The sequence below is a fragment of the Vagococcus jeotgali genome (assembly GCF_035918315.1).
Lineage (GTDB): Bacteria > Bacillota > Bacilli > Lactobacillales > Vagococcaceae > Vagococcus > Vagococcus jeotgali.
This window is the reverse complement of sequence record NZ_CP142146.1, coordinates 1,655,605-1,679,659: the sequence shown is the minus strand read 5'-3', so window position 1 is coordinate 1,679,659 and position 24,055 is coordinate 1,655,605. Positions and strand designations below refer to the sequence as shown.

The window sequence follows — 24,055 nt, the reverse complement described above, 5'->3', positions numbered from 1 at the left end:
AGTGATGAAGAAGATTCTAGCGATTTCAGGATCAGATACTCTTAGTGGTGGTGGCTTACAAGCTGATTTAAGAACCTTCTATGAGTATGGTTTACAAGCAAAACAATTATTAACTTGTATGGTGACTATTGATCAGCTGGTAGACGGTGTGACGGTATATGATTTAAAAAAAGAGGTACTCATTAAAGAATTAGACTTTATCAAAAAACAAAAGCTAGATGGTATCAAAGTAGGTATGCTAGCTAATTTAGAAACGGCCGAATTAATATCAGAGTATTTGTCTACTCAAGATAGACCAGTAGTATTAGATCCTGTTTTAGCGTTAAAAGAAAGTCAATACACAGGAAATAAGGAAATTGTTCCTTTTTTTAAAAAAGTGTTGTTACCTAAATCGACTGTCACAACACCTAATTTAAGGGAAGCAGAACTACTTAGTGGCATATCATCTATTAAAACGACTGATGAGATGAAAGAGGCAGCTAAAATTATTTTTGAAACGGGTGTGACTTATGTCGTTATAAAGGGCGGAGAGCGACTGGACAAACAAATTGCCAGAGACATTTTATATGATGGCCACATGTTTGTTCAATATGACAATCCCATCATTAACAATGGCTATATCAACGGGGCAGGATGTACATTTGCTTCTGCCATTTGTGCTAATCTAGTCAATCAGTTACCAATAGAAAAGGCAGTGGCTGATGCTAAAACGTTTGTTTTTAATGCCATTGAAAACGGAGTGACCTTTACTCCTGAATTGGGCAACGTTTGGCAACAAGCAAAAGAATAGATAAATACTTAGAGAAATGTAAATTAAACTTTTCATTTTAAGCGTTTATCGTGTAAAATGGTAGTTAGAAATGATAAATATGAGTATATGATTTAGGAGAGAATAATATGGAACTATTGAGACAAAAAGAATTTGTACAGAATTTTCATTACGATGCACTGGCAAAAGACCATAAAGAAGAAACAGCAATTAACGTTAGTCTAAATCCTTTTGAGATAACAGAAGAGATGGACATTGATGCACAAAACAACTCTGTCTTAGGTCTAAGAGTAGAGTTTAATATTGCTATGGATGTTTTTAAAATTTCAGGAGATGTGGCTCAATTTGTACAAATTGTTGGTCGTAAAATTGAAAAAATTGAAGATCTAACACCTGATGAGGTAAATGAATTAGCGCGTCCTTTATTTGTTTTAATTGAAAGATTGACTTATGATATGACTGAGATTGCTTTAGATAAACCAGGACTTCAATTGAATTTTTCACAACAAAATTAAACAGCTTAAAAAATAAAGGAATAGGTAGTCCATTTATTTAAGTGTGATACCCTGATGACAAAAAGTTTGTAAATAAATGAAAAGGTTGACTTTTAGGTCAGCCTTTTATGGTGATAAGAAGGAGGGAAGTGATCAAAGTGGATCATGAATTTACATTAATAGACATTCGTTTATTTAAAAAAGAGAGAATCGAACCAGATAAAAGTAGTCAGTTGTACATAGAAAATAATCAGGAAATACCCACCTTACTAAATCAACTTGAATTGACTTTTACTAAGGAATCAAAGGAGAATTTCTATCGGTATAATCAATTATTTTTAAGTAATTGGAATCACTACTTACCTGATTACCAGATTATTTTAGCTTTTGATACATTATCAGATAAAGATTATCCAGTTTTATGTGTGACTTTTTCAATAAAAGAGTTATTAACGAGTATGGAGATGGAGATGTTGTTTGATACCATTAAATATATGGTTGGGGAGAGTACTCTTGGTATTAATCAGAATGTACCTACTCAAGCTAAAGTACTGACAGAGGTAGAAGAGCAAGTAGTTTCTAATGATGACCAACATATGATGGAGTTATTACGTCAACAAGTAAAAGAGCAACAAGATACTATTATTGAGCTAGAAAACCGAGTATTAAAACAAAACGTTATGTTAGAGAGGTCTACTGAGAATAATTCCACTGAACATATTAAAATTAGTGATCAGCTTTTTGCTTTAGAAAATGAAAACAGTGAACTTTATGAGCGACTAAAACAAATGACTAAAGATAGCGTTGAGCTTGATGAGTATAAAGAAAGTGTAAAAGAAGCTCAAAAAATTATTACTCATTTTGAAACAAAGGTAGAAAGTGAGAAAAATAAACGTCGAAAACAAGCACGATATTTTAAGAAGAGATTAGAATATAGAGACTTGTTAAATCAGCAACTAGACCGGGCAAATCGTCAACTTAGTGATCGATTAAAAGAATTTCAAAGCCATCCTGATAATCATAAAAAGGTAAAAGAGCTAGAACAAGCTCTAGCTATTAATCAACAGGAGAATTTAGATTTGACCCAACAAGTTAATGAGTACGAGGTGACTATTGAACAGCTATCTCAAACGAATGAGCGTCTAACTCAAAATATTGAGCAGATGAAAGAGTATCATGATGAGAGAATCACCAATAAAAATAAAGATATAACAGATAGACAAGCCGTGTTACAAGAGCAGATGGCTCAACTCCAAAAAGACTATACAACGTTACGAGAAACGCTAGAAAATGAGCGTTCCCAGTCAAAAGAAATGGTCGGGGAGTACTCTAGTCAGGCACAAAATTATGTGGAGCAACAAGAAGAGTTAGTGGCAGCTAAAAATCAGATTGTATTACTGGAAGAAAAACTTCAAGTAAGCCAAGAACATTATCAGATGCAAGTAAACCAGTTTAAAATGGCTTTTTCTCAGTTGCAGACAGACAATAAGCGTTTGAATAAAGATAGTCAATTGTATCAAGAAGAGATGAATGATTTAACACAAGAGATGGACGAGCTAAATCAAGAATTAAAAGATTTACAAGCATTTATTATTGATATTTTAGAGTATAATATGTCAAAAACAGATACAGAATCAAAAGAAGAAGAAAAAGAGATATCAGGAATGATTGAAGCAAAAGAAATGCTTGATGCCCAACACCTTATTTCTCATATGTATCAACAGGAAGAAGAAACAAGAGAGCCTGCCTATGATGATGATGATTTGTATTATGAAAAAGACCCTTATGTCATGCAAGTAGAACAGACTGAACTATTTAGCTCAGGATACAATCATCAAAAAGAAGATGAGGCAGATATTGAAGGGTTATTCAAAGCTTCAGATGTAGCAGAAAGTGTTGATGTGAAACTGGAAATCACGTCATACAAACAAAGTCATACAGAACTTAAGTTTTTAGAATATCGCTGGCAACAAGTTAGGGCTGTCCATAAGGATAAGACTAACGTGGTATTTTTAGATTGGTGTGAGCCATATATTTCTGATGTAAATAATTTCTTGGATGAGTTACAAGGTGTTGTCAAACATCCAATTTTTTCCAAAAAATATGTCCAACTTCCAAAAGATGCTAAATTAAGATTAAAGGCTTATAGTGCCCTTTCTGTTTATTTAGAAACATATTATTTAAAAGCTTCATCAAATAAAAAACAGTATTTTTAAATTAGGAGACGAATAATTAATGAGCCAAGATAAACAAGTCAATCATATTCTAGAAAAAGAACTGGATAGTATTAAGCCTAAGTACATCCACGCCGTTTTAGAGTTATTAGCTGAAGGTAATACAGTCCCCTTTATTGCTCGTTACCGTAAGGAGCAAACAGGTAGCTTGGATGAAGTTCAGATTAGAGAAATAGAAGAACGTCATGCTTATATCAAAGGATTAGTTAAGCGAAAAGAAGAAGTGATTCGTTTAATCGATGAACAAGGGAAATTAACAACTGAGTTAGAAAAAGAGATCAATAGTGCTAAAAAAATGCAACGAGTGGAAGATTTATATCGCCCGTTTAAGCAAAAACGCCGTACTAAAGCGACGATTGCAAAAGAAAGTGGCCTAGAACCCTTTGCCAACTGGTTACTAACTTTTCCAGAATCAGGAGATATTGACCTGGTAGCTAGTGAATACATTGATGTGACAAAAGAAGTTCATTCAACTGAAGATGTACTAGCAGGTGCTCATGAAATAATCGCAGAGATGATTAGTGATGAACCAAGTTACCGTGAATGGCTAAGAAATATGATGAAGAAAACAGGTATTTTTAGAGCAGTTGAAAAAGATAAATCTCTAGATGAGAAACAAATATTTTCTATGTATTATGATTTTAGTGAGCCAGTTTACAAAATGGCATCTCATAGAGTTTTAGCTGCTAATCGTGGTGAAAAAGAAGGTATCTTAAAAATCTCTATAGAATTTGATCAAAACCGAGTGAATCAATACTTTGAGCGCCATGTTATTAAGAGTGAGGCAAGTATTGCAACACCGATTATCCGTCAAGCATATGAGGATAGCTACAAACGTTTTATAGGTCCTTCAGTTGAGCGTGATATTCGTAATGACTTAACAGAAATAGCTGATGAACAAGCTATTTCAATATTTGGTGAGAACTTGAAAAATTTATTGTTACAACCGCCTTTAAAAGGAAAAATTGTACTAGGTTTTGATCCAGCTTATCGAACTGGTTGTAAATTAGCAGTAGTAGATGAAACAGGTAAGTTACTAGCAGTACAAGTAATCTATCCACATAAACCAGCTAATGCTACAAAGCAGCTAGAAGCTAAAGAAGAATTAATTAAATTAATTAAAGAGTATCAAGTTGAAATGATAGCTATTGGTAATGGGACAGCTAGTCGTGAGTCTGAATCTTTTGTTGCTGAAACATTAAAAGAGATAGGGCAAGAAGTTTTTTATGTCATAGTGAGTGAAGCAGGTGCATCTGTCTATTCTGCTAGTGACATAGCTCGGGATGAGTTTCCTAGTTTACAAGTTGAAGAGCGAAGTGCTGTTAGTATTGGTCGTAGATTACAAGATCCTTTAGCTGAATTAGTAAAAATTGATCCAAAAGCAGTCGGTGTGGGTCAATATCAACACGATGTAGCACAAAAACGTTTAAGTGAGCAACTAGATTTTGTAGTTGAGATGGTAGTTAACCAAGTAGGTGTTAATGTCAATACAGCTAGTGCTCAGCTACTTCAACATGTGGCAGGACTTAATAAAACGACTGCTAAAAATGTCGTGATTTATCGTGAAGAAAATGGTGTGTTTAATAGTCGTTCAGAACTTAAAAAAGTGCCTCGCTTAGGACCAAAAGCTTATGAGCAGGCAGTGGGCTTCTTACGTATTCCTGATGCTAAAAACATGTTAGATAATACAGGGATTCATCCAGAAAGTTATCCTTTAGTGAAAGCTTTGGCTAAAGAATTAAACTTTTCTTTAGATGCACTAGGTACAGAAGAGGTTAATCAGCATCTAGCACATGTTTCTATTGAGGAGATGAGTAAGACTCTAGACGTTGGCTCAGAAACCCTAACAGATATCTTAGATGCTCTAAGACAGCCAGGTAGAGATATGCGTGATGAGTTAGATGCTCCTATCTTAAGAAAAGATATTATGAACTTGAAAGATTTAGTTCCTGGAATGGAATTGGATGGTACGGTACGTAATGTTGTTGATTTTGGGGCATTTGTTGATATTGGGGTAAAACAAGATGGTTTAGTTCATATTTCAAGATTAAGTGAATCCTACATCAAACACCCAACAGATGCAGTAGCTGTTGGAGATGTGGTTCATGTTTGGATTATTGATGTTGATGTTTCAAAACAACGTATTTCACTATCTATGATTGAACCAAAAAACAAATAATTTAGGAGGGTGTGAGTGTGACAAATGAGGAATTACAACATCTAGTCGAAAACATTTCTTTGAATTATTTTCATAAACCCTTTTTGCATCTTGCAACCTTTAATAAGCGATTAAAAACAACTGGTGGGAGGTATCATTTATCTACTCACCAGTTAGATTTTAATCCTAAAATATTAGCTGTTTATGATGAAGCAGTTCTAATTAGTATTATAAAGCATGAATTATGTCACTATCATTTACATTTAGAAGATAAAGGATTTCAACACAAGGATAGAGCGTTCAAAGAATTACTTGCTAAAACAGGTGGATCGCGTTTTACACCTCCTTTAACTAAGGATAAAAAAAAGTATCAGATAGAATGCTTAGATTGTCATCATACTTTTTATCGTCAGAAACGGATGAATTTAGAAAGATATCGGTGTCGTTGTGGTGGTAAACTAGCTTACAGGTAGCAAACGAGATAGATTGAGCAATTTATGTTAAACTATTTATTAGAGAAGCGAAAATGGCGGAACTGGCAGACGCGCAAGGTTGAGGGCCTTGTGGAGAGTATTCTCTGTGAGGGTTCGAATCCCTTTTTTCGCATCAAAAAAGTGTCAGGTGATTTAGTAACCTAGCACTTTTTTATTATAAAGTAATAAGTAAAAGAGAGGGTTATTGTGATAAAAATAGGATTAACGTCGTTTAACGAGCATGGATCATTACTAAATAAAAATAAATTAACACTAGGTGAGTACGCATCTGTTTTTCCTGTGGTGGAGATGAATACATCGTTTTACGGGATAAAGCCCAAATCAGTGAGCAAAAAATGGGTTCAAGAGACACCTAGCGAATTTAAATTTATCGTTAAAGCATTTAAAGCCATGACCAAACATGCTAATTGGGAAGATTATTATCAAAGTGAAGAAGATATGGATCAGGCTTTTTTTGAGTTTATCTCACCCTTAGTTGACACTAATCGTTTAGAAGCTATTTTATGTCAATTCTCTAGTTATTTTACTTGTACAAAAGAAAATGTTGATTATTTAAGAAGGTTACGCCAACGTTTTCTCGGCTTACCCTTAGCCATTGAACTTAGAAGTGATAGTTGGTATCAAGCAGACTTTCAAGACAAGATGTTACAGTTTATGAGGGATCATCATTTATCTTTGGTTATTGTAGATGAGCCCCAAGTGCCAATTCATTCTGTTCCTTTTTTAAAAGAAGTGACTAGTGAGTCTTTAGTTTATGTTAGATTACATGGTAGACAAAAAGCACACTGGACAACAGAAGATTTAGATTGGCGTAAGAAAAGAAACTTATATTGTTATAACTCAGCTGAATTAAGCCAGTTAGCTCAAGAGGTATCTGATTTACCAGGGAAAAATAAAGTTGTTATTTTTAATAATAATTCAGCAGGAGATGCTGCACCAAATGCTTTATTATTTAAAGAGATGCTAAATATTGATTATATAGGATTAAATCCGAGTCAAACAACATTATTTTAGAAAGAGGGAGTAGGATGATTAAAGCAGTTTTTTTTGATATTGATGGGACGTTATTAACAAGTAAAGGGACATTATCACCACTAACTATTCAGGGAATCAAAGACTTAAGAAAAAATGGTATCAAATGTTTCATCGCCTCAGGTAGAGGACCAATGAGTATTGATAGTTTAGTTGGTGAATTAGATTTAGATGGTTATGTGTTATTTAATGGTCAATTAGTTTTTTCACACGATAAAGGAATTTATCAAAATCCTTTTCCAACTGATACAGTAAAAGATTTGGCTATATATGGTGATTTAGAAGACAAACAGATGATTTTTGGTGGAAGAAAAACGTTTTATGGTAGTGAATCTATGAAAATTGGGCAAAAAAAGTGGATAAATGCCTTAACTCATGTGGTATCAAAATCAACCATGTTTAAAATTGCTGACAAAGGTGCTAATTTATATCCAAGTGCTGATTTATTTATAGATTTACCGATTTTTGATCAACCTATTTATCAAGTGGTGATGAAAAGTCCGCTAGAAGAGCAAGCAACTCTTGAAAAAGAATTTCCAACTTGTACGATTACAAGGTCTAATCCTTTTTCTGTAGATATTATTCCAAAAGGTGGGTCTAAACTAAAAGGCATTGAAAAAATGGTTGAGTATTTTGGTATTGAATTATCTGAAACCATGGCTTTTGGAGATAACTTTAATGACGTAGAGATGCTAAGAGGTGTTGGTTTAGGTATTGCGATGGGGAACTCTCCTGAGCAAGTCAAGGTATTAGCAGATGAGGTAGCAGGTAGTAATGATGAGGATGGTATTTATTACATGTTAGCTAAACAGCATTTAATTGGTCAAAAAATAAAATAAAAAACAAAATTGTTTCTATTTCAAAGAGATAAAAAGTTGTTAAATACTGTTAAATAAAGATTTTTCACAAAAAGTAAGGGAATCAGTTGTGACTGTTTCTCTTACTTTTTTTGATTGCATTGCTATTTAGGTAGCTAGGGGCTACTATTATGCCTGTCGACAATAAATAAAAAAATAACACATATGTGAAAAAAAACAATCAAAATAGGGGATAATCATGATAAAACTAGAACATGTCAGTAAGTATTATGAATCATTTTTATTAAATGATATCTCAGTTGAAATCCCCTCTGGACAACTAGTGGGTATTGTTGGACAAAGTGGTTCTGGTAAATCAACGTTACTTAAGTTACTCAATCTAACTGAAGTTCCTGATCAGGGCAACATCATAATGGCAGATAAAGAGGTCTCGACATTACCAAAAAATCAAATAAGAAAAGTAAAACATGACATTGGCATGATTTTTCAAGATTATCACTTATTAAATAATTTAACTGTTTTAGAAAATATTTTCTTACCTCTTAAATTATTAGGAGATAAGGATAAAACAAAGGCTTGTAGATGGTTAGATAAAGTAGGTCTACTAGAGTATCAAGAAAAATACCCATCCCAATTGAGTGGTGGTCAAAAACAACGTGTGGCAGTTGCTAGGGCTTTAGTAAACAAACCTAAGTTAATACTACTAGACGAGGCGACAAGTGCTTTGGATGATCACACAACTCATTTAATTTTAGAACTAATAAAAGAAGTTCATCAAGATTATCAACCAACTATTTGTTTTATCAGTCATGAGTTAGATAGTGTGAAATATTTATGTGAGAGATGTTTAGTGTTAGATAAGGGGAATCTGGTAGCTGATATTCAAGTAAACCAGTCAAGTCTAGATACACTAACTGAGACGTATAAAGAAAAAGCCATTAGGAGATTAGAAACATGAGTAACATGAGTCATTATGAGAGTATTAGTTATTATTTTCCTGAACTAGTGATGTCTTTAAAGCAAACACTTCTGATGGTATCCATCGCTATGGGGATTGGTGGGGGGCTTGGACTTTTAATTGGGACACAGCTTTTTTTAAGCCAGATGAATCAAAAAAAATCATTATCTGTCAGTTACATTATCCTAAATAGTTATGTTAATGTTATCCGCTCATTTCCTTTTTTGTTATTAGTGGTAGCTTTAATCCCTATGACAAGGTGGTTAGTTGGGACTGGATTTGGTCCTATTGCTGCTTCTGTCTCCCTAAGCGTTGTATCTATTGCCATATATGCTAGGTTAGTAGAGCAAGTTTTACTAGATATACCAGTAGGTGTGTTAGAGTTAGCAGATTGTTTAGGTGTGAGTTCTTGGCAGTTTGTTTATCACTTTTTATGGTTAGAAGCTAGAAGTGGATTAGTTCTAAGTTTAACGTCAATGTTAATAAGCCTTGTCTCCTACTCGACAGTTATGGGAGTAGTTGGTGGAGGAGGAATTGGTGATTTTGCGATTCGATATGGGTATCAGCGTTATGAAACAGCAGTGATGTATACAGCTGTTACGATTATGATTTTAATCGTTGGTTTGATCCAGTTTATAGGATCATTTATAGCAAAAAAAATAGATAAAAGGATGGATAGATGATGAAGAAAGGTTTGAAATGTTTAGCTTTAATAGGTTTAGTCGTAAGCTTAGCAGCTTGCTCAAATAATGAAGCAGCAAACAAAGAAGCAACTGCTAGTCATACTAAAGAGGATAAAGTTATTAAAGTGGCTACTCAAGCACCACCTATGACAGATGTTGTGTTAGCAGCTAAAGATGCTGCAAAAAAAGATGGCTGGGATATTGAAATTGTATCAGTAAATGATAATATCCAATATAATGAAATGTTAAAAAGTAAAGAAGTTGATGCTAATTTTGCACAACATAAACCTTATATGGAAAAATTTAATGAAGAAAAAGGTGCTGATTTAGTGGCTATTCAGCCGGTTTATGATGCTAAAGTAGGCTATTATTCAAAAGATTATAAAACCATTGAAGAGTTACCTGATGGCATGACAGTAGCTATTCCAAATGATGTGTCAAATGAAGGTCGTGCTTTAGCTATGTTAGATGAGCAAGGACTGATCACGTTAAATGATGGGGTTGGATTTAATGGTACCATTAAAGATATTAAAGAAAATCCAAAAAATATTGAATTTCTCCAAGTTGACCTATTGAACTTAGCAGAGGCGTATAATGAAAAAAAGGTAGCCTTAGTTTATAATTACCCAGCTTATATTGCTAAAGTTGGCTTGACACCAGATGATGCTTTGTTTTTAGAAAATAAAATTGATACTCGTTTTGCTATTAGTTTAGTTGCTAGACAAGATAATGAGAACTCTGAAAAAATTCAAGCTTTAAAAAAAGCTATGACTAGTCAAGAAGTTAAAGACTATCTTGAAAAAGAGCATGGTAATACTGCTGTGCCATCATTTTAAATTTAAATATCAACACTAGCTATGGTTATTTGTAAAGACTAATTATAGTTAGTGTTTTTATATTTAATACAAATTAAAATATTAAAAAAATTGAAAATAAGTGATAAGGTCATGAAAAAATCTGATTTTACAGAATAAATTAGTGATACAACTTTGTGAGTGTGCTATAATACTTCATAGATGTAAATTTTCTAATATACAGATCAATAGCGTGTTAATAGATTTTCATAAATCTCCATGAGAGAGATATTAAAATCTTTTTTTCTGGTGAGTGAAAGGGTAGTGGTCACAAACATTATATGGAGGAAATTTAATGAATACAACAGCCTGGCTATGGATATTACTGATAATTATTATCATTGTAATAGCCGCTTACTTAGTGGCATATTTCATGCGTCGTAAAAATCAAGAACAACTGGAGGAGCTTGAAAAACGCAAGACTGCATTGTTTGATTTACCTGTTTTAGAAGAGGTAGATGACGTTAAAAAGATGCATTTAGTAGGGCAAAGCCAAAATACTTTCAGAGAATGGAACCAAAAGTGGATTGACATATCTACTATATCTTTTGCCGAGTTAGAAAGCCTTATTTTTGAAATTGAAAGTTTAAATGAAACCTTCCGTTTTATGAAAGTTAAAGAAGCATTGGAAAATGCCAATGTGACGTTAACTGAGATGGAAAAAGAAGTTCAAGAGATTCGCCAAGGACTAAAAGATTTAAGAGAGAGTGAAGAACGTAACTCTGAAGCTGTTCAAAAAGCCTTAGATTCTTTTGAAATCATTGAAAAATCTGTAACTGCAACACCTGAAAAATACGGAAGTGCTTACGGAGAACTTGAAAAACAAATTCAAAATATCGAGCGTGAATTTACACAATTTGTTGCATTAAATACGGCGGGTGACCCGATGGAAGCTCGTAGCGTACTGGAAAATGCTGAGAAGAAAACATATGAAATCCAAAAAACGATTGTTGAAATCCCTCCGTTGTTTGATACATTACACAATGTATTCCCTAAACAATTAAAGGAAATTAAAGAAGGTTACGAGTCACTTAAAAAAGACCACTATGTTTTTGAGAGTGACATCGTTGAAACTAATGTTGAAAAGCTAGAAGAAAAAGTTCAATCAACTCTTAAAAACTTAGAGAAGTTAGAAGTTGAAAATGTTGCTAAATTAAATGTTGAAATTTCAAAAGAGATTGATCATTTATATGACATTATGGAAAAAGAAATTTCATCTAGAACTTATGTAAACGAGCAAAAAGTAAGGTTAGTGAGCTTCTTAGAGCATGTTAATAAAAACAATCATTTATTAATGATTGAATTGGATCATGTGTCTCAAAGTTATATTTTAAATAACAATGAATTAGGTCGTGTTCGAGGCTTCCAAGCTCAAATTGAAGAGATGGAAAAAGATTTTAAGGAAACAGAAGAGAAAATCACTAATAAAGCTGCTATTTATTCACAAATAGCTGCCTTTTACCGCGAGAGTCTAGCCCGGTTGAAAGATATCGAACAAGGGCAAATCGAGATAGGTCATGCTGTTAAGGACTTTGCTCCAAGAGAGCGTGAAGCTATTAAGAAAGTTGATGACTATGAATTAGAATTGCGTATGTTAAAACGTTATGTTGAAAAGCAACGCTTACCTGGAATACCAAGCAGTTATTTAGAATTTTTCTTTGTAACTGGTGAGAGAATTGAAGAACTAAGCCAAGAGCTTAATAAAATAAGAATAGATATGAATCATATTGCACGCCTGGAATCACTTTGTGAGGAAGATATTAAGACATTACGTGAAAAAACGGATGACTTAATTGATAGTGCTGCTTTAACTGAACAAATGATTCAATATGCAAACCGCTTCCGTTTTTCTCATCCAGAAATTAAGCAAGCTATTGATCGTAGCTTGAGTTTATTCTCAAGAGAGCATCAATACCAAGATGCTCTAGATGTTATCTCTGGTGCTATTAATAAAATTGAACCAGGTGCATCTGAACGTATTAGAAAATATTATTTTAATAATAAAGAAGAAATCAATTAAGCTTTATAAAAGAAAGTGATTGATGATTTAAAAAATAGTAAGCCTTTTTAGGTTTACTATTTTTTTGAGCTCTTTGTCAAATCGGACTGATGAGACAAATATTGAAGATGATGGATTTGAGAATTTTCTCAAATTCATCATCTTTTTTAGTTATTCAATTGTGACAAGATTGTGACAAGGCCGTTTATCATAAAAATTCTTATCCTCATATTACTAAAAGATTTGAAGTCATAAGATACTCTTTTTAATGTCTTAATATGAGTATTTTTAGCTTCTATTTTTCCGTTAGAATACTTATACGTTAAGCATTACGAATCCCTTCTTCATAATTAATCAGATTTTCAATCTTCTGTTTAAATAGTAGATCTAAGGTAGTCGGTAAGTTCTTTAATAAATCAAAAAATGAGTCTGAATCTTTATTTCTAAAGTGATAGGTTAATAATTGAAACACGCCATAGGCTTCTTTTAAGTCTGTAGAAAATGATAAAAAACGATCAATCATCATTGATTCTGTTAGAGGAGGAAACTTAGGTGAAGGAAAGCTTCTCCAATTTTTATATTCTGAACTAGAAACAGTCATTTGATTCTTTAATAGGTATTTCCAATTTACTTTTAGCTTATTGGCTTCAGAACGCTGATAATTCTTTACTAATTCTTTCATTTCCCTGACTCTAAAGTCATTAAAAGCTTGGTTTAAGTGTTTAACGATATGAAACCTATCAATGATTAAAGCTGCACAAGGAAAGATTTTTTTAGTTAACTGAAAATAAGCCGCATTCATATCTGTCACTAGAAATTTTACCTATTCTCGTTTCTCCTTGGGAGAACGATTGAAGTAATTCATTAGTTTATCAAGTCTACGACTAGGAGGAACATCAACCAGTTCACCGGTTTCACCATTGGCACAAATAAAACTCATTTTATCTTCATAGGTGGCATGAGATCTGAATTCATCAACCATTAGAACTTTTGGAAAAGAGCGCGGCTTAAGTGTTTCAGGTAAATATTTCTCAACGGACTTAAGAACTCTTATAACAGTCGTAAGTGACACATGACATATTTTAGCGATAACAGTCATGGATATTTTTTAGGTTAATAATTCCAATATTTTGAAAGTCATGAATCGGCTAATGAAGCAATTTTCTTCAACGATAGAACATTGAGTTGTCCAATGTTGGTGGCAGTTTTTACAAAAATATCGTTGTTTTTTTTAGCTTTAAAATAGTTGGAATGTTTTGATATGATTCCAAACGAATTGTCACTTCTTTTTTCCCATTTTTTACAATGGTTTTCTTTTCATCTGCATCGTTCGCATGAGACTGACAATACTTACAGGTCGTAAGCTTAGGTGAGTAGGTATCAGTGATAATTAATGTGTTCACACCTTTGTATTTTCCTTCTTCAACACAAGTTAAATTTAAATCTTCATCTTTAATTCGCAACATTTTTTGATATGATTAGTCATGACATGTCGTCCTTTCTATTTAAGATTTTGGTTGGTACTTTAATTTTACTAGATAGACGACATGTTTTTCTACTTAAATAAACTAAAATAGGGCTGATGAATCAAAAATGATTCATCAGTCCTATAAATTATAGAGCCAATAAAACTGTACCTACTCTCTTTTTTGAAACAAGTTGCTGATTACTGCCTAGCACGTTATAATAAATAGTGAATTTTTAGAAAAGAGTGACGATATGATATATTTTGATAATAGTGCAACAACTCCGATTAGCCCACAGGCATTGGATACGTATGTAAAAATGAGTCAACGATTTATAGGTAATCCATCTAGTTTACACAGACTTGGACAACAAGGTAGTACGTTACTTGAAAAAGCTAGAAAACAGATTTCAGACACTCTAGCTGTTTCTTCAGACGAAATTTATTTTACAAGTGGTGGGACGGAAGGTAACAATTGGATTTTAAAAGGGACAGCGATTGAAAAAAGAATGTTTGGTAAACATATGATCATCTCAAGCGTAGAACATCCTTCTGTTAGTGAAACAGCTAAACAATTAGAAAGCTTAGGTTTTGATATATCTGTAGCACCAGTTACAAGTGAAGGCTTGATTGATGTAGAGTCCTTAAAGTTACTTATTAGAGATGATACGATTTTAGTATCAACTGTAGTCGTTAATAGTGAAGTTGGTATCAAAGAGCCGGTTAAAGCCATCAGTGAACTTCTTGAAGATTATCCTAGTATTCATTATCATGTGGATGCTGTACAATCTATCACAAAGGTTGATGTTAGTGAATGGTTGACAACTCGCGTTGATTTTGCAACATTTTCGGCTCATAAATTTCAAGGTCCAAGAGGTGTTGGGTTTATTTATTGGAAAAAAGGAAATAAGCTGGCGGCCTTATTAAATGGCGGTGGGCAAGAAAAAAACAAACGTAGCGGGACAGAAAACTTACCAGGAATTGTAGCTAGTGCTAAAGCTCTTCGTCTGGCTAATGAGGATGCTGATTTTAAAAATAATAAAATTCAAAAATTAAGAGAGGCCTTAGCAGAGGGTTTATCTCAATTTGAAAATGTGACTATTTTTTCTTCTTTAAATAAAAATATATCTGCCCCTCATATTTTGACATTTGGAATCAAAAATTTACGTGGTGAAGTACTTGTTCATGCTTTTGAGGAAAAAGACATTTACCTCTCAACAACAAGTGCTTGTTCAAGTAAACAAAAGAGTTCACATAGTACACTAAAAGCAATGGGAGTTGCTCCCAAACTAGCTGAAACTGCCGTTAGAGTGAGTCTAAGTGATAAGAACACTATGGCAGAAGTTGAGCAGTTCTTAATTATTTTCAATCAGCTATATCAAAAATTTTCAAAAATACATTCATAAAAAGGAGTAAGCAATGAAAGCGACAGAAATCATGATTCGCTACGGTGAATTGTCAACAAAAGGGCGTAATAGAAAGTTATTTATTAGTCAGCTAGCTCATAACATAAAGAAAAGTTTGTACTCTTTTCCAGATGTCAAAATTAATAGTGACCGTGATCGTATGCATTTAACTTTAAATGGTACAGATGATCAAGCAGTGATGGAAAGACTGATACCAATTTTTGGTATCCAAAGTTTTTCTCCTGTTGTAAAAGTTGAGAAGGATCCAGAGATTATTTGTCAAACAGCTACTGAAATGGTAAAAGATATGTTTACTCCAGGTCAATCATTTAAAGTTCAAAGTAGACGGTCTGACAAACAATTTGTTTGGGATAGTAATGAGTTAAACCGTGAAGTAGGCTCTGCTATTTATAAGGGAGTTGAAGGTATTGAAATTAAAATGGTTCAACCTGATATTAGAGTTGATGTAGAGGTTCGTAATGAAGCAGCATACTTATCTTGTGAAACAGTTTTAGGTGCTGGAGGTTTGCCTGTTGGATCAAGTGGTAAGGGTATGCTTATGTTGTCAGGTGGGATTGATTCACCTGTTGCAGGGTATTTAGCAATGAAGCGTGGTATGGAAATTGAAGCAGTACATTTTTATAGCCCGCCATACACAAGTGAACAATCACTAAACAAGGCTAAAGATTTAGCTGTCAGGTTAACTCCTTATGTTGGTGGTATCAAATTTATCACCGTACCTTTCACTGAAATTCAAGAAGAGATTAAACAATCCATTCCACAAGGTTACTGGATGACGGTGACAAGAAGGTTTATGATGCGTTTGACAGATGCTATTAGAGAACAACGTGAAGGTTTAGCTATTGTTAACGGTGAATCTCTTGGTCAAGTAGCATCACAAACAATGCATAGTATGTTAGCAATCAATGCTGTGACGACAACACCTGTCATTAGGCCTGTGATTACTATGGATAAATCAGAAATTATTGAATTAGCTGAAAAAATTGATACTTTTGAATTAGCAGTTCAACCTTTTGAAGATTGCTGTACAATTTTTGCTCCACCTGAGCCAAAAACAAAACCCAAATTAGATAAAGTTGAAGAATTTGAAGCACGTTTAGATGTTGAAGGATTGATTCAACGATCTTTAGCTGGGTTTGTTATAGAAGAAGTTAAATCTGGTGATAAATTCTTAAATCAAGAAACCACAGACATGGCAGAGTTATTTTAACTAATAAAACACCCCTTAAATAAAAGTGCGAATGATGCTTATTATTTAAGGGGTGTTTTTTCACACAGCAATTGAAATAGAATTGAATAAATGCTAAACTAAATGTGAATGAAATCACAATTTTTAGGGGGCGTCTTGTGGTATGGTAGAGAAGACTAAAATGATTCCAAAAGCAACAGCCAAGCGTATTCCATTGTACTTTAGATATTTGAAAACTTTAGAAGATGCAGGTGTAACAAGAATAAAATCAAGTGAATTTAGTAAAATGATTCAAATCCCATCAGCAACAATTAGGCGAGATTTTTCCCATTTTGGCGAACTTGGGCGTAGTGGATATGGTTATGATGTGCCTTATTTAATCGAAGTTTTTAGTGAGATTTTAAGCACTGATATTGAAAAAAGAATTGCTTTAGTTGGTGTAGGTAATTTGGGTAAGGCACTTGTCACAAATAATTTTAGACGAAATAATAATTTAAATATTGTAGCAGCTTTTGATACTGATCCAGAATTAATTGGAGAAAAAGTTAATGGTATTGTTATTCAACAAATGGAAGATATGAAGGTTGTGATAGAAAAAGAGGCCATCACAACAGCCATTATGACAGTACCTAGTAGTAAGGCTCAAAAAGTTATTGATGAATTAGTGTCTTCTGGTGTAACGGCAGTTTTAAATTTTGCCCCAAAACGTGTCAAAGTTCCTAATAATGTTCAAGTCCAATACATTGATCTAACGACAGAGTTATTAACACTTATTTATTATGATGAAAATTATAATCATGCTGATTTAGAATCACTGTAATAGATAGGCATCTCTTTTGTGTATTTCAGATATATTCTTTATACTAGTAAGTAACTTATAAAGAAGGAAGTGTCAGTATGAACGTTACATTAAAAGGTCAAGAAGTTGAGTTAAAAGGAACACAACCAAAAATTGGCGAAAAAGCACCGGATTTTAATATGTTAGATTTATCTGATGAGGTTGTAACACTTAGTGGTTTAAAAGGGAAACCAGTTATTATTAGTGTTGTTCCAGATATTGATACAGGTATTTGTGCCCTACAAACAACACGTTTTAATCACGAAGCAGCAGATGTTACAGATATTAATTTTGTAACAGTTTCAAATAACACAAAAGAAGAGCTAGCTAATTGGTGTTCAGCTAAAGGTGTCGACATGACAATGTTACGTGATGAAGATGGTAAATTTGGTGAGGCTTATGGTTTACTTATTCCGGAAATTAATCGTTTAGCTAGAACGATTATTGTCGTTGATCAAGATGGTGTGATTAACTATATGGAAATTGTTCCAGAAGTATCAAGTGAGCCAAATTACGGAGTAGCACTTAAAGCTGCAAAAGAATTAATCTAGGTTTGACGCGATAACAAAAGCATTGTAGAATATAGTCATACATCAACTGCTAGGAAAAAGAGGAGTAATACTTGGAAAAGACTCAGAGAGAAAATGCTAGGCTGAAACATTTTCCTTTGAAGAGTATGAAGGTTGCTTTGGAGCAGTGACGGATTTGTGACCGTTATCTCACAATTGAGATAGGTTTTTTTACCTATGAATATAGGTGGTACCACGATTATATCGTCCTAAAGTAGACATACTTTAGGGCGTTTTTTTTTATTTTTTTAGTTAGGAAGGGAAGGCAAAGTAATGAGTGAAACAAGCAATAATTTAGCACCAAAATTTGATTCAAAAGAAGTAGAGCAAGGTAGATACGACAAGTGGTTAGAACGAGACTTGTTTAAACCAAGTGGTAATTTAGAGGCTGAACCATATTCAGTTGTTATCCCACCACCAAACGTGACAGGAAAACTACATTTAGGTCATGCTTGGGATACAACCTTACAGGACATGATTATTCGTCAAAAAAGAATGCAAGGCTATGATACGCTATGGCTTCCTGGTATGGATCATGCCGGTATTGCAACTCAAGCTAAAGTTGAGGAAAAATTACGCGGAGAAGGTATTAGTAGATATGACTTAGGCCGTGAGAAATTTATCGACACAACAAAAGAGTGGAAAGAAGAGTATGCAGGACATATTCGTGAGCAGTGGGGAAAATTAGGGTTATCACTTGATTATTCTCGTGAACGTTTCACACTAGATGATGGCCTGTCAGAGGCTGTTAAAAAAGTCTTTGTAGGTCTATATGAAAAAGATTTAATTTACCGCGGAGAATATATTATTAATTGGGATCCTCAAGCAAAAACAGCTTTGTCTGATATTGAAGTGATTCATAAAGATGTTGAAGGTGCTTTTTATCATATGTACTATCCATTAGCTGATGGTAGTGGTAATTTAGAAATTGCAACGACTCGTCCTGAGACGATGCTTGGAGATACGGCAGTTGCTGTTCATCCTAATGATGAGCGTTATCAAGATTTAATTGGTAAGACAGTGATGTTACCAATTGTAAATCGTGAAATTCCCATTATTGCTGATGAGTATGTGGAGATGGATTTTGGAACAGGTGTCGTAAAAATTACCCCAGCCCATGATCCTAATGACTTTGAGGTTGGTAATCGTCATGACCTACCTCGTATTAACGTGATGACTGATGAAGCCATTATGAATCAGTTAGCTGGTAAATATGAAGGTATGGACCGCTTTATAGCTCGTAAAGAATTAGTAAAAGAGATGGATGAGTTAGGTTTATTAAAAACAATTGAAAAAATGACACATAGCGTTGGTCACTCAGAACGAACTGGTGTCGTTATTGAACCACGTCTTTCAACACAGTGGTTTGTTCGTATGGAAAAATTAGCAGAAACAGCAATTAAAAATCAAGAAACTGACAATGCTGTTAATTTTTACCCACCACGCTTTAATCAAACGTTCTTAACATGGATGGAAAATGTACACGACTGGGTTATCTCTCGTCAGCTATGGTGGGGTCACCAGATTCCTGCTTGGTACCATAAAGAAACAGGTGAGATGTATGTGGGCACTGAGTCTCCAGTAGATACTGAAAACTGGATACAAGATGAAGACGTCTTAGATACATGGTTCAGCTCAGCTCTATGGCCATTTTCTACTATGGGTTGGCCAGATCTTGATTCAGAAGACTTTAAACGTTATTTCCCAACAAATACTTTAGTCACAGGTTATGATATTATTTTCTTTTGGGTAAGTCGTATGATTTTCCAAAGTTTAGAATTTACTGGAGAAAAACCTTTTGATAATGTCTTAATTCATGGCTTAATTCGTGCTGAAGATGGACGTAAGATGAGTAAATCTTTAGGTAATGGAATTGACCCAATGGATGTCATTGAGCAATACGGTGCTGATGCCCTACGTTGGTTCTTATCAAACGGGTCTACACCTGGTCAAGATATGCGTTTTAGTTATGAAAAAATGGATGCCTCTTGGAACTTTATTAACAAAATTTGGAATGCTTCACGTTTTGTTTTAATGAACGTCGAAGGGATGACTATTGACGAGGTAAACTTAGATGGACATCAAACAGTTCCTGATAAATGGATTTTAACACGATTAAATGAAACGATTGAGCGTGTGACGTATTTCTTTGACCGTTTTGAGTTTGGTGAGGCTGGTCGTTATTTATATAACTTTATCTGGGATGATTTTTGTGATTGGTATATTGAGATGAGTAAGGACGTCTTATTTAGTGACGATGAAGTCCAAAAACAAATGACAAGAAGTGTCTTAGTTTATACACTAGATAATATTTTACGCTTACTACACCCAATCATGCCATTTGTTACAGAAGAGATTTGGGAGAAAATCCCTCATTCTGGTGAGTCAATTGTCGTTGCCTCTTATCCAACTGTTAATCCAGAGCTGACAGATATTGAGGCAGCAGAAGGTATGGAAGTTTTAAAAGAATTGATTAGATCAGTTCGTAATGCTCGTGCTGAGGTAAATGCCCCAATGTCTAAAGAGATTACACTGTTAATCAAAACATCAAAAGATTCTGTAAAAGACTTTTTACTGGCTAATACAAACTATATTGAGCGTTTTTGTAACCCTGAAGTCTTAGAGATTGCAGATACAATTGATGTGCCTGATTTAGCTATGAGTGCTGTAATTACTGGAGCTGAGATTTATTTACCACTAGCTGATTTGATTAATATTGAAGAAGAGATTAATCGTTTAGAAAAAGAATTAACTAAATGGACTCAAGAAGTAGAGCGAGTTCAGAAAAAACTAAGTAATGAAAAATTTGTCTCTAGTGCTCCTGAAAAAGTAGTCGAAGCAGAACGAATGAAAGAAAAAGACTACTTGGAAAAACAAGCCTTAGTTACAGAGCGTATTGCATCATTAAAAAGTATTTAAGTAGGTGAGCAGATTGACTTATGAGTATGAGGACGTAGTGGCTTGGATACATGACAGATTAAAATTTGGTATCAGACCAGGGTTGATTCGGGTAGAAGAGTTACTAAATAGACTTGGTAACCCCCAGACGTCACTTAAAATGGTTCATATTGCAGGAACAAATGGAAAAGGTTCGACAACGACTTTTTTACGTTGCTTACTTGAAGAGCAAGGGTTAAAAGTTGGAACCTTTACCTCACCTTACATTGAATCATTTAATGAGCGTATTGCAATCAATGGTAAAGAGATACCAGATGAGGATTTAGTTGCTTTAGCTAAACAGGTGATTCCGATTGTCGAAGAGATGGATCGAGATGAGGTATTATTTAATACAGTTGAATTTGAAATATTAACGGCTATGATGCTATTATATTTTAAACAAAAAGAAGTAGATATTGTACTAGTTGAGGTTGGTCTAGGTGGTCTATATGATGCAACAAATGTGATAATACCCCTTATTTCTGTCATCACAACAATTGGAATGGATCACATGGATATATTAGGTCATACTATCAAAGAAATCGCTTATCAAAAAGCTGGAATCATTAAATCTCATGTCCCAGTTGTAGTTGGAAAAGTCAGTGATGAGGCTTTTTTTGAAATAGCTAGTATAGCTAGTGAGAAACACTCTGTTATTAAACGTCTAGGTGTTGATTTTGTAGGCCGAAAACGTTCTGTTCCTATAAGTTGGGGAGAAGTATTTGAGTACAAATCTCAAGAGTTAAGTTTGAAAGAGATTCATATTCCGCTCCAAGGTAAACATCAAATAGATAATGCGAGTGTAGCTATTGAAGTATTTACTTTATTAAGTCAAATGCTTTATTTACCAGTAAGAAATAGGGATTATCAAATAGGTTTATCTAAAGCAAGTTGGCCAGGTCGAATGGAGAAGGTATCTGATGAGCCTTTAATTGTTCTTGACGGAGCCCATAATGAAGCTGCTATTGATGTATTAGTAGATAATTTAAAAACAGAATTTAAAGATAAAAGAGTTCATATTATCTTTGGTGCTCTAGGGACAAAAAATGTTCTAGGGATGCTGCAAAAACTTGAAGAAGTTAAACAGGTGAATCTTAAAGTGATAACATTTGATTTTCCAAAAGCAATGAAGCAAACAGATTACGAAGCAATAGGGATAAAATCTTATAATCACTGGGAACAAGCACTTATTGCTGTGTTATCTGAGGTTGAAGGTGATGACTTGGTTTTAATGACAGGCTCCCTTTATTTTATTTCTCAAGTGAGACAAACATTATTAGGAGGATAAGAATTTGAAAAAAGTAAGTGGCGTTATTTTTGATATGGATGGGTTAGTATTTGATACAGAGTCAGTTTATTCTAGACAAAATATTGAAACATCAAAAAAATATAATATGACAGGTTATGATGCTGATTATTACTTATCAGAAGTCGGATTAGGTGAAGCAGCCGTTTATCAAAAATATTTAAAAGATTTTAAACATGTGGGTCAAGAAGATATTGATGCCTTTTTCGAAGATAGTCGTGAGGCTATTTGGAAAGAATTTAATGAGCAAGGAGCACCTTTGAAACCAGGTATTATGGAATTATTAACTTATTTAAATGACCATGATATTCCTTGTGTTATTTGTTCTAGTAATAAGCGTGTGGCAATTGACTTACTTTTAGAAAAAGCTAATATGACTCATTTATTTAAAGGGATTGTCAGTGGGGATGATGTAGAACATGCTAAACCTAATCCTGAAATTGTTGAAAAAGCAGTTGAGATGTTAGGGACGAAAAAAGATGAGACAGTGATGCTTGAAGATTCTCTAAATGGTATTAGAGCGTCCTACTGTGCTGGTGTGCCTGTTATTATGGTACCAGATTTGATTGCTCCTGATGCTGAAGTAGAAGAAAAAGCTTTTAGTGTTTGTCCAGATTTATTTAGTGTGTTAGATTTTGTGAAATCAGTTTAAATAAATAAACTTCCTGTTGCGTATATTTATAGCGTAGAAGGAGGTTTTTTTGTGAAAAATACATCTCAGGAGTTATTATTAATAGATCATTATAAACCAAGAGAGCGCCTAGTAAATTTAGGGGCAGATTCTTTATCAAACGAAGAGTTATTAGCAATTATCTTACAATCTGGCTATAAATCTATGCCTGTCTTAGAGCTATCTCAACAAGTTTTAGAAGAATGTGACGGACTATATGGTTTAAAAAATGCACATGTAGAGGAATTAGTGAATATTAAGGGGATTGGTGAAGCTAAAGCAATTCAATTAAAAGCCACTGTAGAATTAGGCAAACGATTAGCAGGGATTTCACAAAAAAAGTTTGGAAATATTAGTTCTAGTCTGAGCTTAGGCCATCAATTAATTGAAGAGATGAGAGGGATGACTCAGGAACATTTTGTTGTGCTTTACTTAGATGTAAAGTATCAAATCATCCGAAAAGAGACAATCTTTATTGGAACACTAAGTCAATCTATTGCTCATCCAAGAGAGATATTTCATTTAGCTGTGAGACTTTCTGCCTTTCGGATTATTTTAGTTCATAATCACCCATCAGGAGATCCCACTCCTTCTCCTCAAGATTTAGAATTTACAAAGCGGATGGTGGATTGTGGGAAATTGATGGGCATTGATGTCTTAGATCATTTAGTTATTGGGGAAAACACGTACGTTAGCTTTAAAGAAGAATCCTTACTTTAAGGAATAGAAAGGGTTTGCACTTGCACTTATGGTAAACTTGCGCTATACTTATTCTGTAATGTTGTTTTGAAACTCAATAGATGTTGTATATAATACCCTCTATCGACTGAAGGCAAGTATTACAAAAATTATCATGTGCTTAGGCACGAGGAGGATATAACAATGGCTCAAGGAAAAGTAAAATGGTTTAACGCAGAAAAAGGATTTGGATTTATCGAACAAGAAGATGGAAATGATGTATTCGTACACTTCTCAGCTATTGATGGTGACGGATTTAAAACATTAGAAGAAGGCCAACCTGTAGAATTCGAAATCGAAGAAACAGATCGTGGACCTCAAGCTGCTAACGTAACAAAAGCTTAATTTAAATCGATAATCAAAAGGAATCGCTGAAATTCAGCGATTCCTTTTTTCATATGTTATCATAGTAAAAAATCAAAA

At 33.9% G+C, this 24,055-nt stretch carries 20 protein-coding genes, 1 tRNA gene, 1 pseudogene and 1 other annotated feature; of the genes and pseudogenes, 21 read left to right on the top strand and 1 reads right to left on the bottom strand.

What is annotated here, in order from left to right; translation table 11 throughout:
* Positions 1-4 precede the first annotated feature (4 nt).
* From VSF34_RS08320 to VSF34_RS08265, 12 genes are all read left to right on the top strand, one after another.
* The gene (locus VSF34_RS08320; protein ID WP_326716855.1) at positions 5-790 is read left to right on the top strand and encodes a bifunctional hydroxymethylpyrimidine kinase/phosphomethylpyrimidine kinase; all 786 of its coding nucleotides are present in this window, start codon (positions 5-7) and stop codon (positions 788-790) included.
* Between the two features lie 107 nt (positions 791-897).
* A complete protein-coding gene (locus tag VSF34_RS08315; protein WP_326716854.1) occupies positions 898-1,284 on the top strand; it encodes a DUF1149 family protein in 387 nt (128 codons plus the stop codon).
* Between the two features lie 137 nt (positions 1,285-1,421).
* Positions 1,422-3,479, top strand: a complete 2,058-nt coding sequence (locus tag VSF34_RS08310) for a coiled-coil domain-containing protein (protein WP_326716853.1) — start codon at positions 1,422-1,424, stop codon at positions 3,477-3,479.
* A 19-nt stretch (positions 3,480-3,498) separates the two neighbouring features.
* On the top strand, positions 3,499-5,676 hold the full coding sequence (locus VSF34_RS08305) for a Tex family protein (protein ID WP_326716852.1): 2,178 nt from the start codon (positions 3,499-3,501) through the stop codon (positions 5,674-5,676).
* Positions 5,677-5,693: 17 nt separating this feature from the next.
* A complete protein-coding gene (locus tag VSF34_RS08300; RefSeq protein ID WP_326716851.1) occupies positions 5,694-6,128 on the top strand; it encodes a SprT family protein in 435 nt (144 codons plus the stop codon).
* A 47-nt stretch (positions 6,129-6,175) separates the two neighbouring features.
* A tRNA-Leu gene (locus tag VSF34_RS08295) sits at positions 6,176-6,261 on the top strand.
* Positions 6,262-6,335: 74 nt separating this feature from the next.
* The gene (locus VSF34_RS08290) at positions 6,336-7,163 is read left to right on the top strand and encodes a DUF72 domain-containing protein (RefSeq protein ID WP_326716850.1); all 828 of its coding nucleotides are present in this window, start codon (positions 6,336-6,338) and stop codon (positions 7,161-7,163) included.
* A gap of 14 nt (positions 7,164-7,177) precedes the next feature.
* Positions 7,178-8,020: a Cof-type HAD-IIB family hydrolase gene (locus VSF34_RS08285; RefSeq protein WP_326716849.1), complete on the top strand. Its 843-nt coding sequence runs from the start codon at positions 7,178-7,180 to the stop codon at positions 8,018-8,020.
* 217 nt (positions 8,021-8,237) lie between these two features.
* Positions 8,238-8,957, top strand: coding sequence for an ATP-binding cassette domain-containing protein (locus VSF34_RS08280; protein WP_326716848.1), 720 nt, complete (start codon positions 8,238-8,240; stop codon positions 8,955-8,957).
* Between the two features lie 5 nt (positions 8,958-8,962).
* Complete coding sequence (locus tag VSF34_RS08275; RefSeq protein WP_326718058.1) at positions 8,963-9,640, top strand: methionine ABC transporter permease; 678 nt, start codon at positions 8,963-8,965, stop codon at positions 9,638-9,640.
* Entirely contained in the window at positions 9,640-10,476 is an 837-nt protein-coding gene (locus VSF34_RS08270) for a MetQ/NlpA family ABC transporter substrate-binding protein (RefSeq protein ID WP_326718057.1), read from the top strand. Before VSF34_RS08275 ends, VSF34_RS08270 begins: the two co-directional genes overlap by 1 nt.
* Positions 10,477-10,789: 313 nt before the next feature.
* Positions 10,790-12,514, top strand: coding sequence for a septation ring formation regulator EzrA (locus tag VSF34_RS08265; protein ID WP_326716847.1), 1,725 nt, complete (start codon positions 10,790-10,792; stop codon positions 12,512-12,514).
* Positions 12,515-12,660: 146 nt separating this feature from the next.
* Here VSF34_RS08265 and VSF34_RS08260 read toward each other — a convergent pair.
* Positions 12,661-13,959, bottom strand: a pseudogene (locus tag VSF34_RS08260) (ISL3 family transposase).
* A gap of 253 nt (positions 13,960-14,212) precedes the next feature.
* On the opposite strand from VSF34_RS08260, the gene VSF34_RS08255 reads away from it, so the two are divergent.
* The 9 genes from VSF34_RS08255 to VSF34_RS08215 all read left to right on the top strand — a co-directional run bounded on the left by VSF34_RS08255 (position 14,213) and on the right by VSF34_RS08215 (position 23,977).
* Complete coding sequence (locus tag VSF34_RS08255) at positions 14,213-15,364, top strand: cysteine desulfurase family protein (RefSeq protein WP_326716846.1); 1,152 nt, start codon at positions 14,213-14,215, stop codon at positions 15,362-15,364.
* 13 nt (positions 15,365-15,377) lie between these two features.
* On the top strand, positions 15,378-16,595 hold the full coding sequence (gene thiI, locus VSF34_RS08250; RefSeq protein ID WP_326716845.1) for a tRNA uracil 4-sulfurtransferase ThiI: 1,218 nt from the start codon (positions 15,378-15,380) through the stop codon (positions 16,593-16,595).
* Positions 16,596-16,737: 142 nt separating this feature from the next.
* Complete coding sequence (locus tag VSF34_RS08245) at positions 16,738-17,394, top strand: redox-sensing transcriptional repressor Rex (protein ID WP_326716844.1); 657 nt, start codon at positions 16,738-16,740, stop codon at positions 17,392-17,394.
* Between the two features lie 77 nt (positions 17,395-17,471).
* The gene (tpx, locus tag VSF34_RS08240; RefSeq protein ID WP_326716843.1) at positions 17,472-17,963 is read left to right on the top strand and encodes a thiol peroxidase; all 492 of its coding nucleotides are present in this window, start codon (positions 17,472-17,474) and stop codon (positions 17,961-17,963) included.
* Between the two features lie 42 nt (positions 17,964-18,005).
* Positions 18,006-18,196 (top strand) — a binding site (T-box leader).
* A 58-nt stretch (positions 18,197-18,254) separates the two neighbouring features.
* Positions 18,255-20,900, top strand: a complete 2,646-nt coding sequence (locus tag VSF34_RS08235; RefSeq protein WP_326716842.1) for a valine--tRNA ligase — start codon at positions 18,255-18,257, stop codon at positions 20,898-20,900.
* A 13-nt stretch (positions 20,901-20,913) separates the two neighbouring features.
* Positions 20,914-22,206: a bifunctional folylpolyglutamate synthase/dihydrofolate synthase gene (locus tag VSF34_RS08230; protein ID WP_326716841.1), complete on the top strand. Its 1,293-nt coding sequence runs from the start codon at positions 20,914-20,916 to the stop codon at positions 22,204-22,206.
* Between the two features lie 4 nt (positions 22,207-22,210).
* Positions 22,211-22,876 carry an HAD family hydrolase gene (locus tag VSF34_RS08225; RefSeq protein ID WP_326716840.1) on the top strand — a complete coding sequence of 222 codons (666 nt, stop codon included), beginning with the start codon at positions 22,211-22,213 and terminating at the stop codon, positions 22,874-22,876.
* Between the two features lie 51 nt (positions 22,877-22,927).
* Positions 22,928-23,614, top strand: a complete 687-nt coding sequence (gene radC, locus VSF34_RS08220; protein WP_326716839.1) for a RadC family protein — start codon at positions 22,928-22,930, stop codon at positions 23,612-23,614.
* Between the two features lie 162 nt (positions 23,615-23,776).
* On the top strand, positions 23,777-23,977 hold the full coding sequence (locus tag VSF34_RS08215) for a cold-shock protein (protein ID WP_326716838.1): 201 nt from the start codon (positions 23,777-23,779) through the stop codon (positions 23,975-23,977).
* The last annotated feature ends 78 nt before the right edge of the window (positions 23,978-24,055 follow it).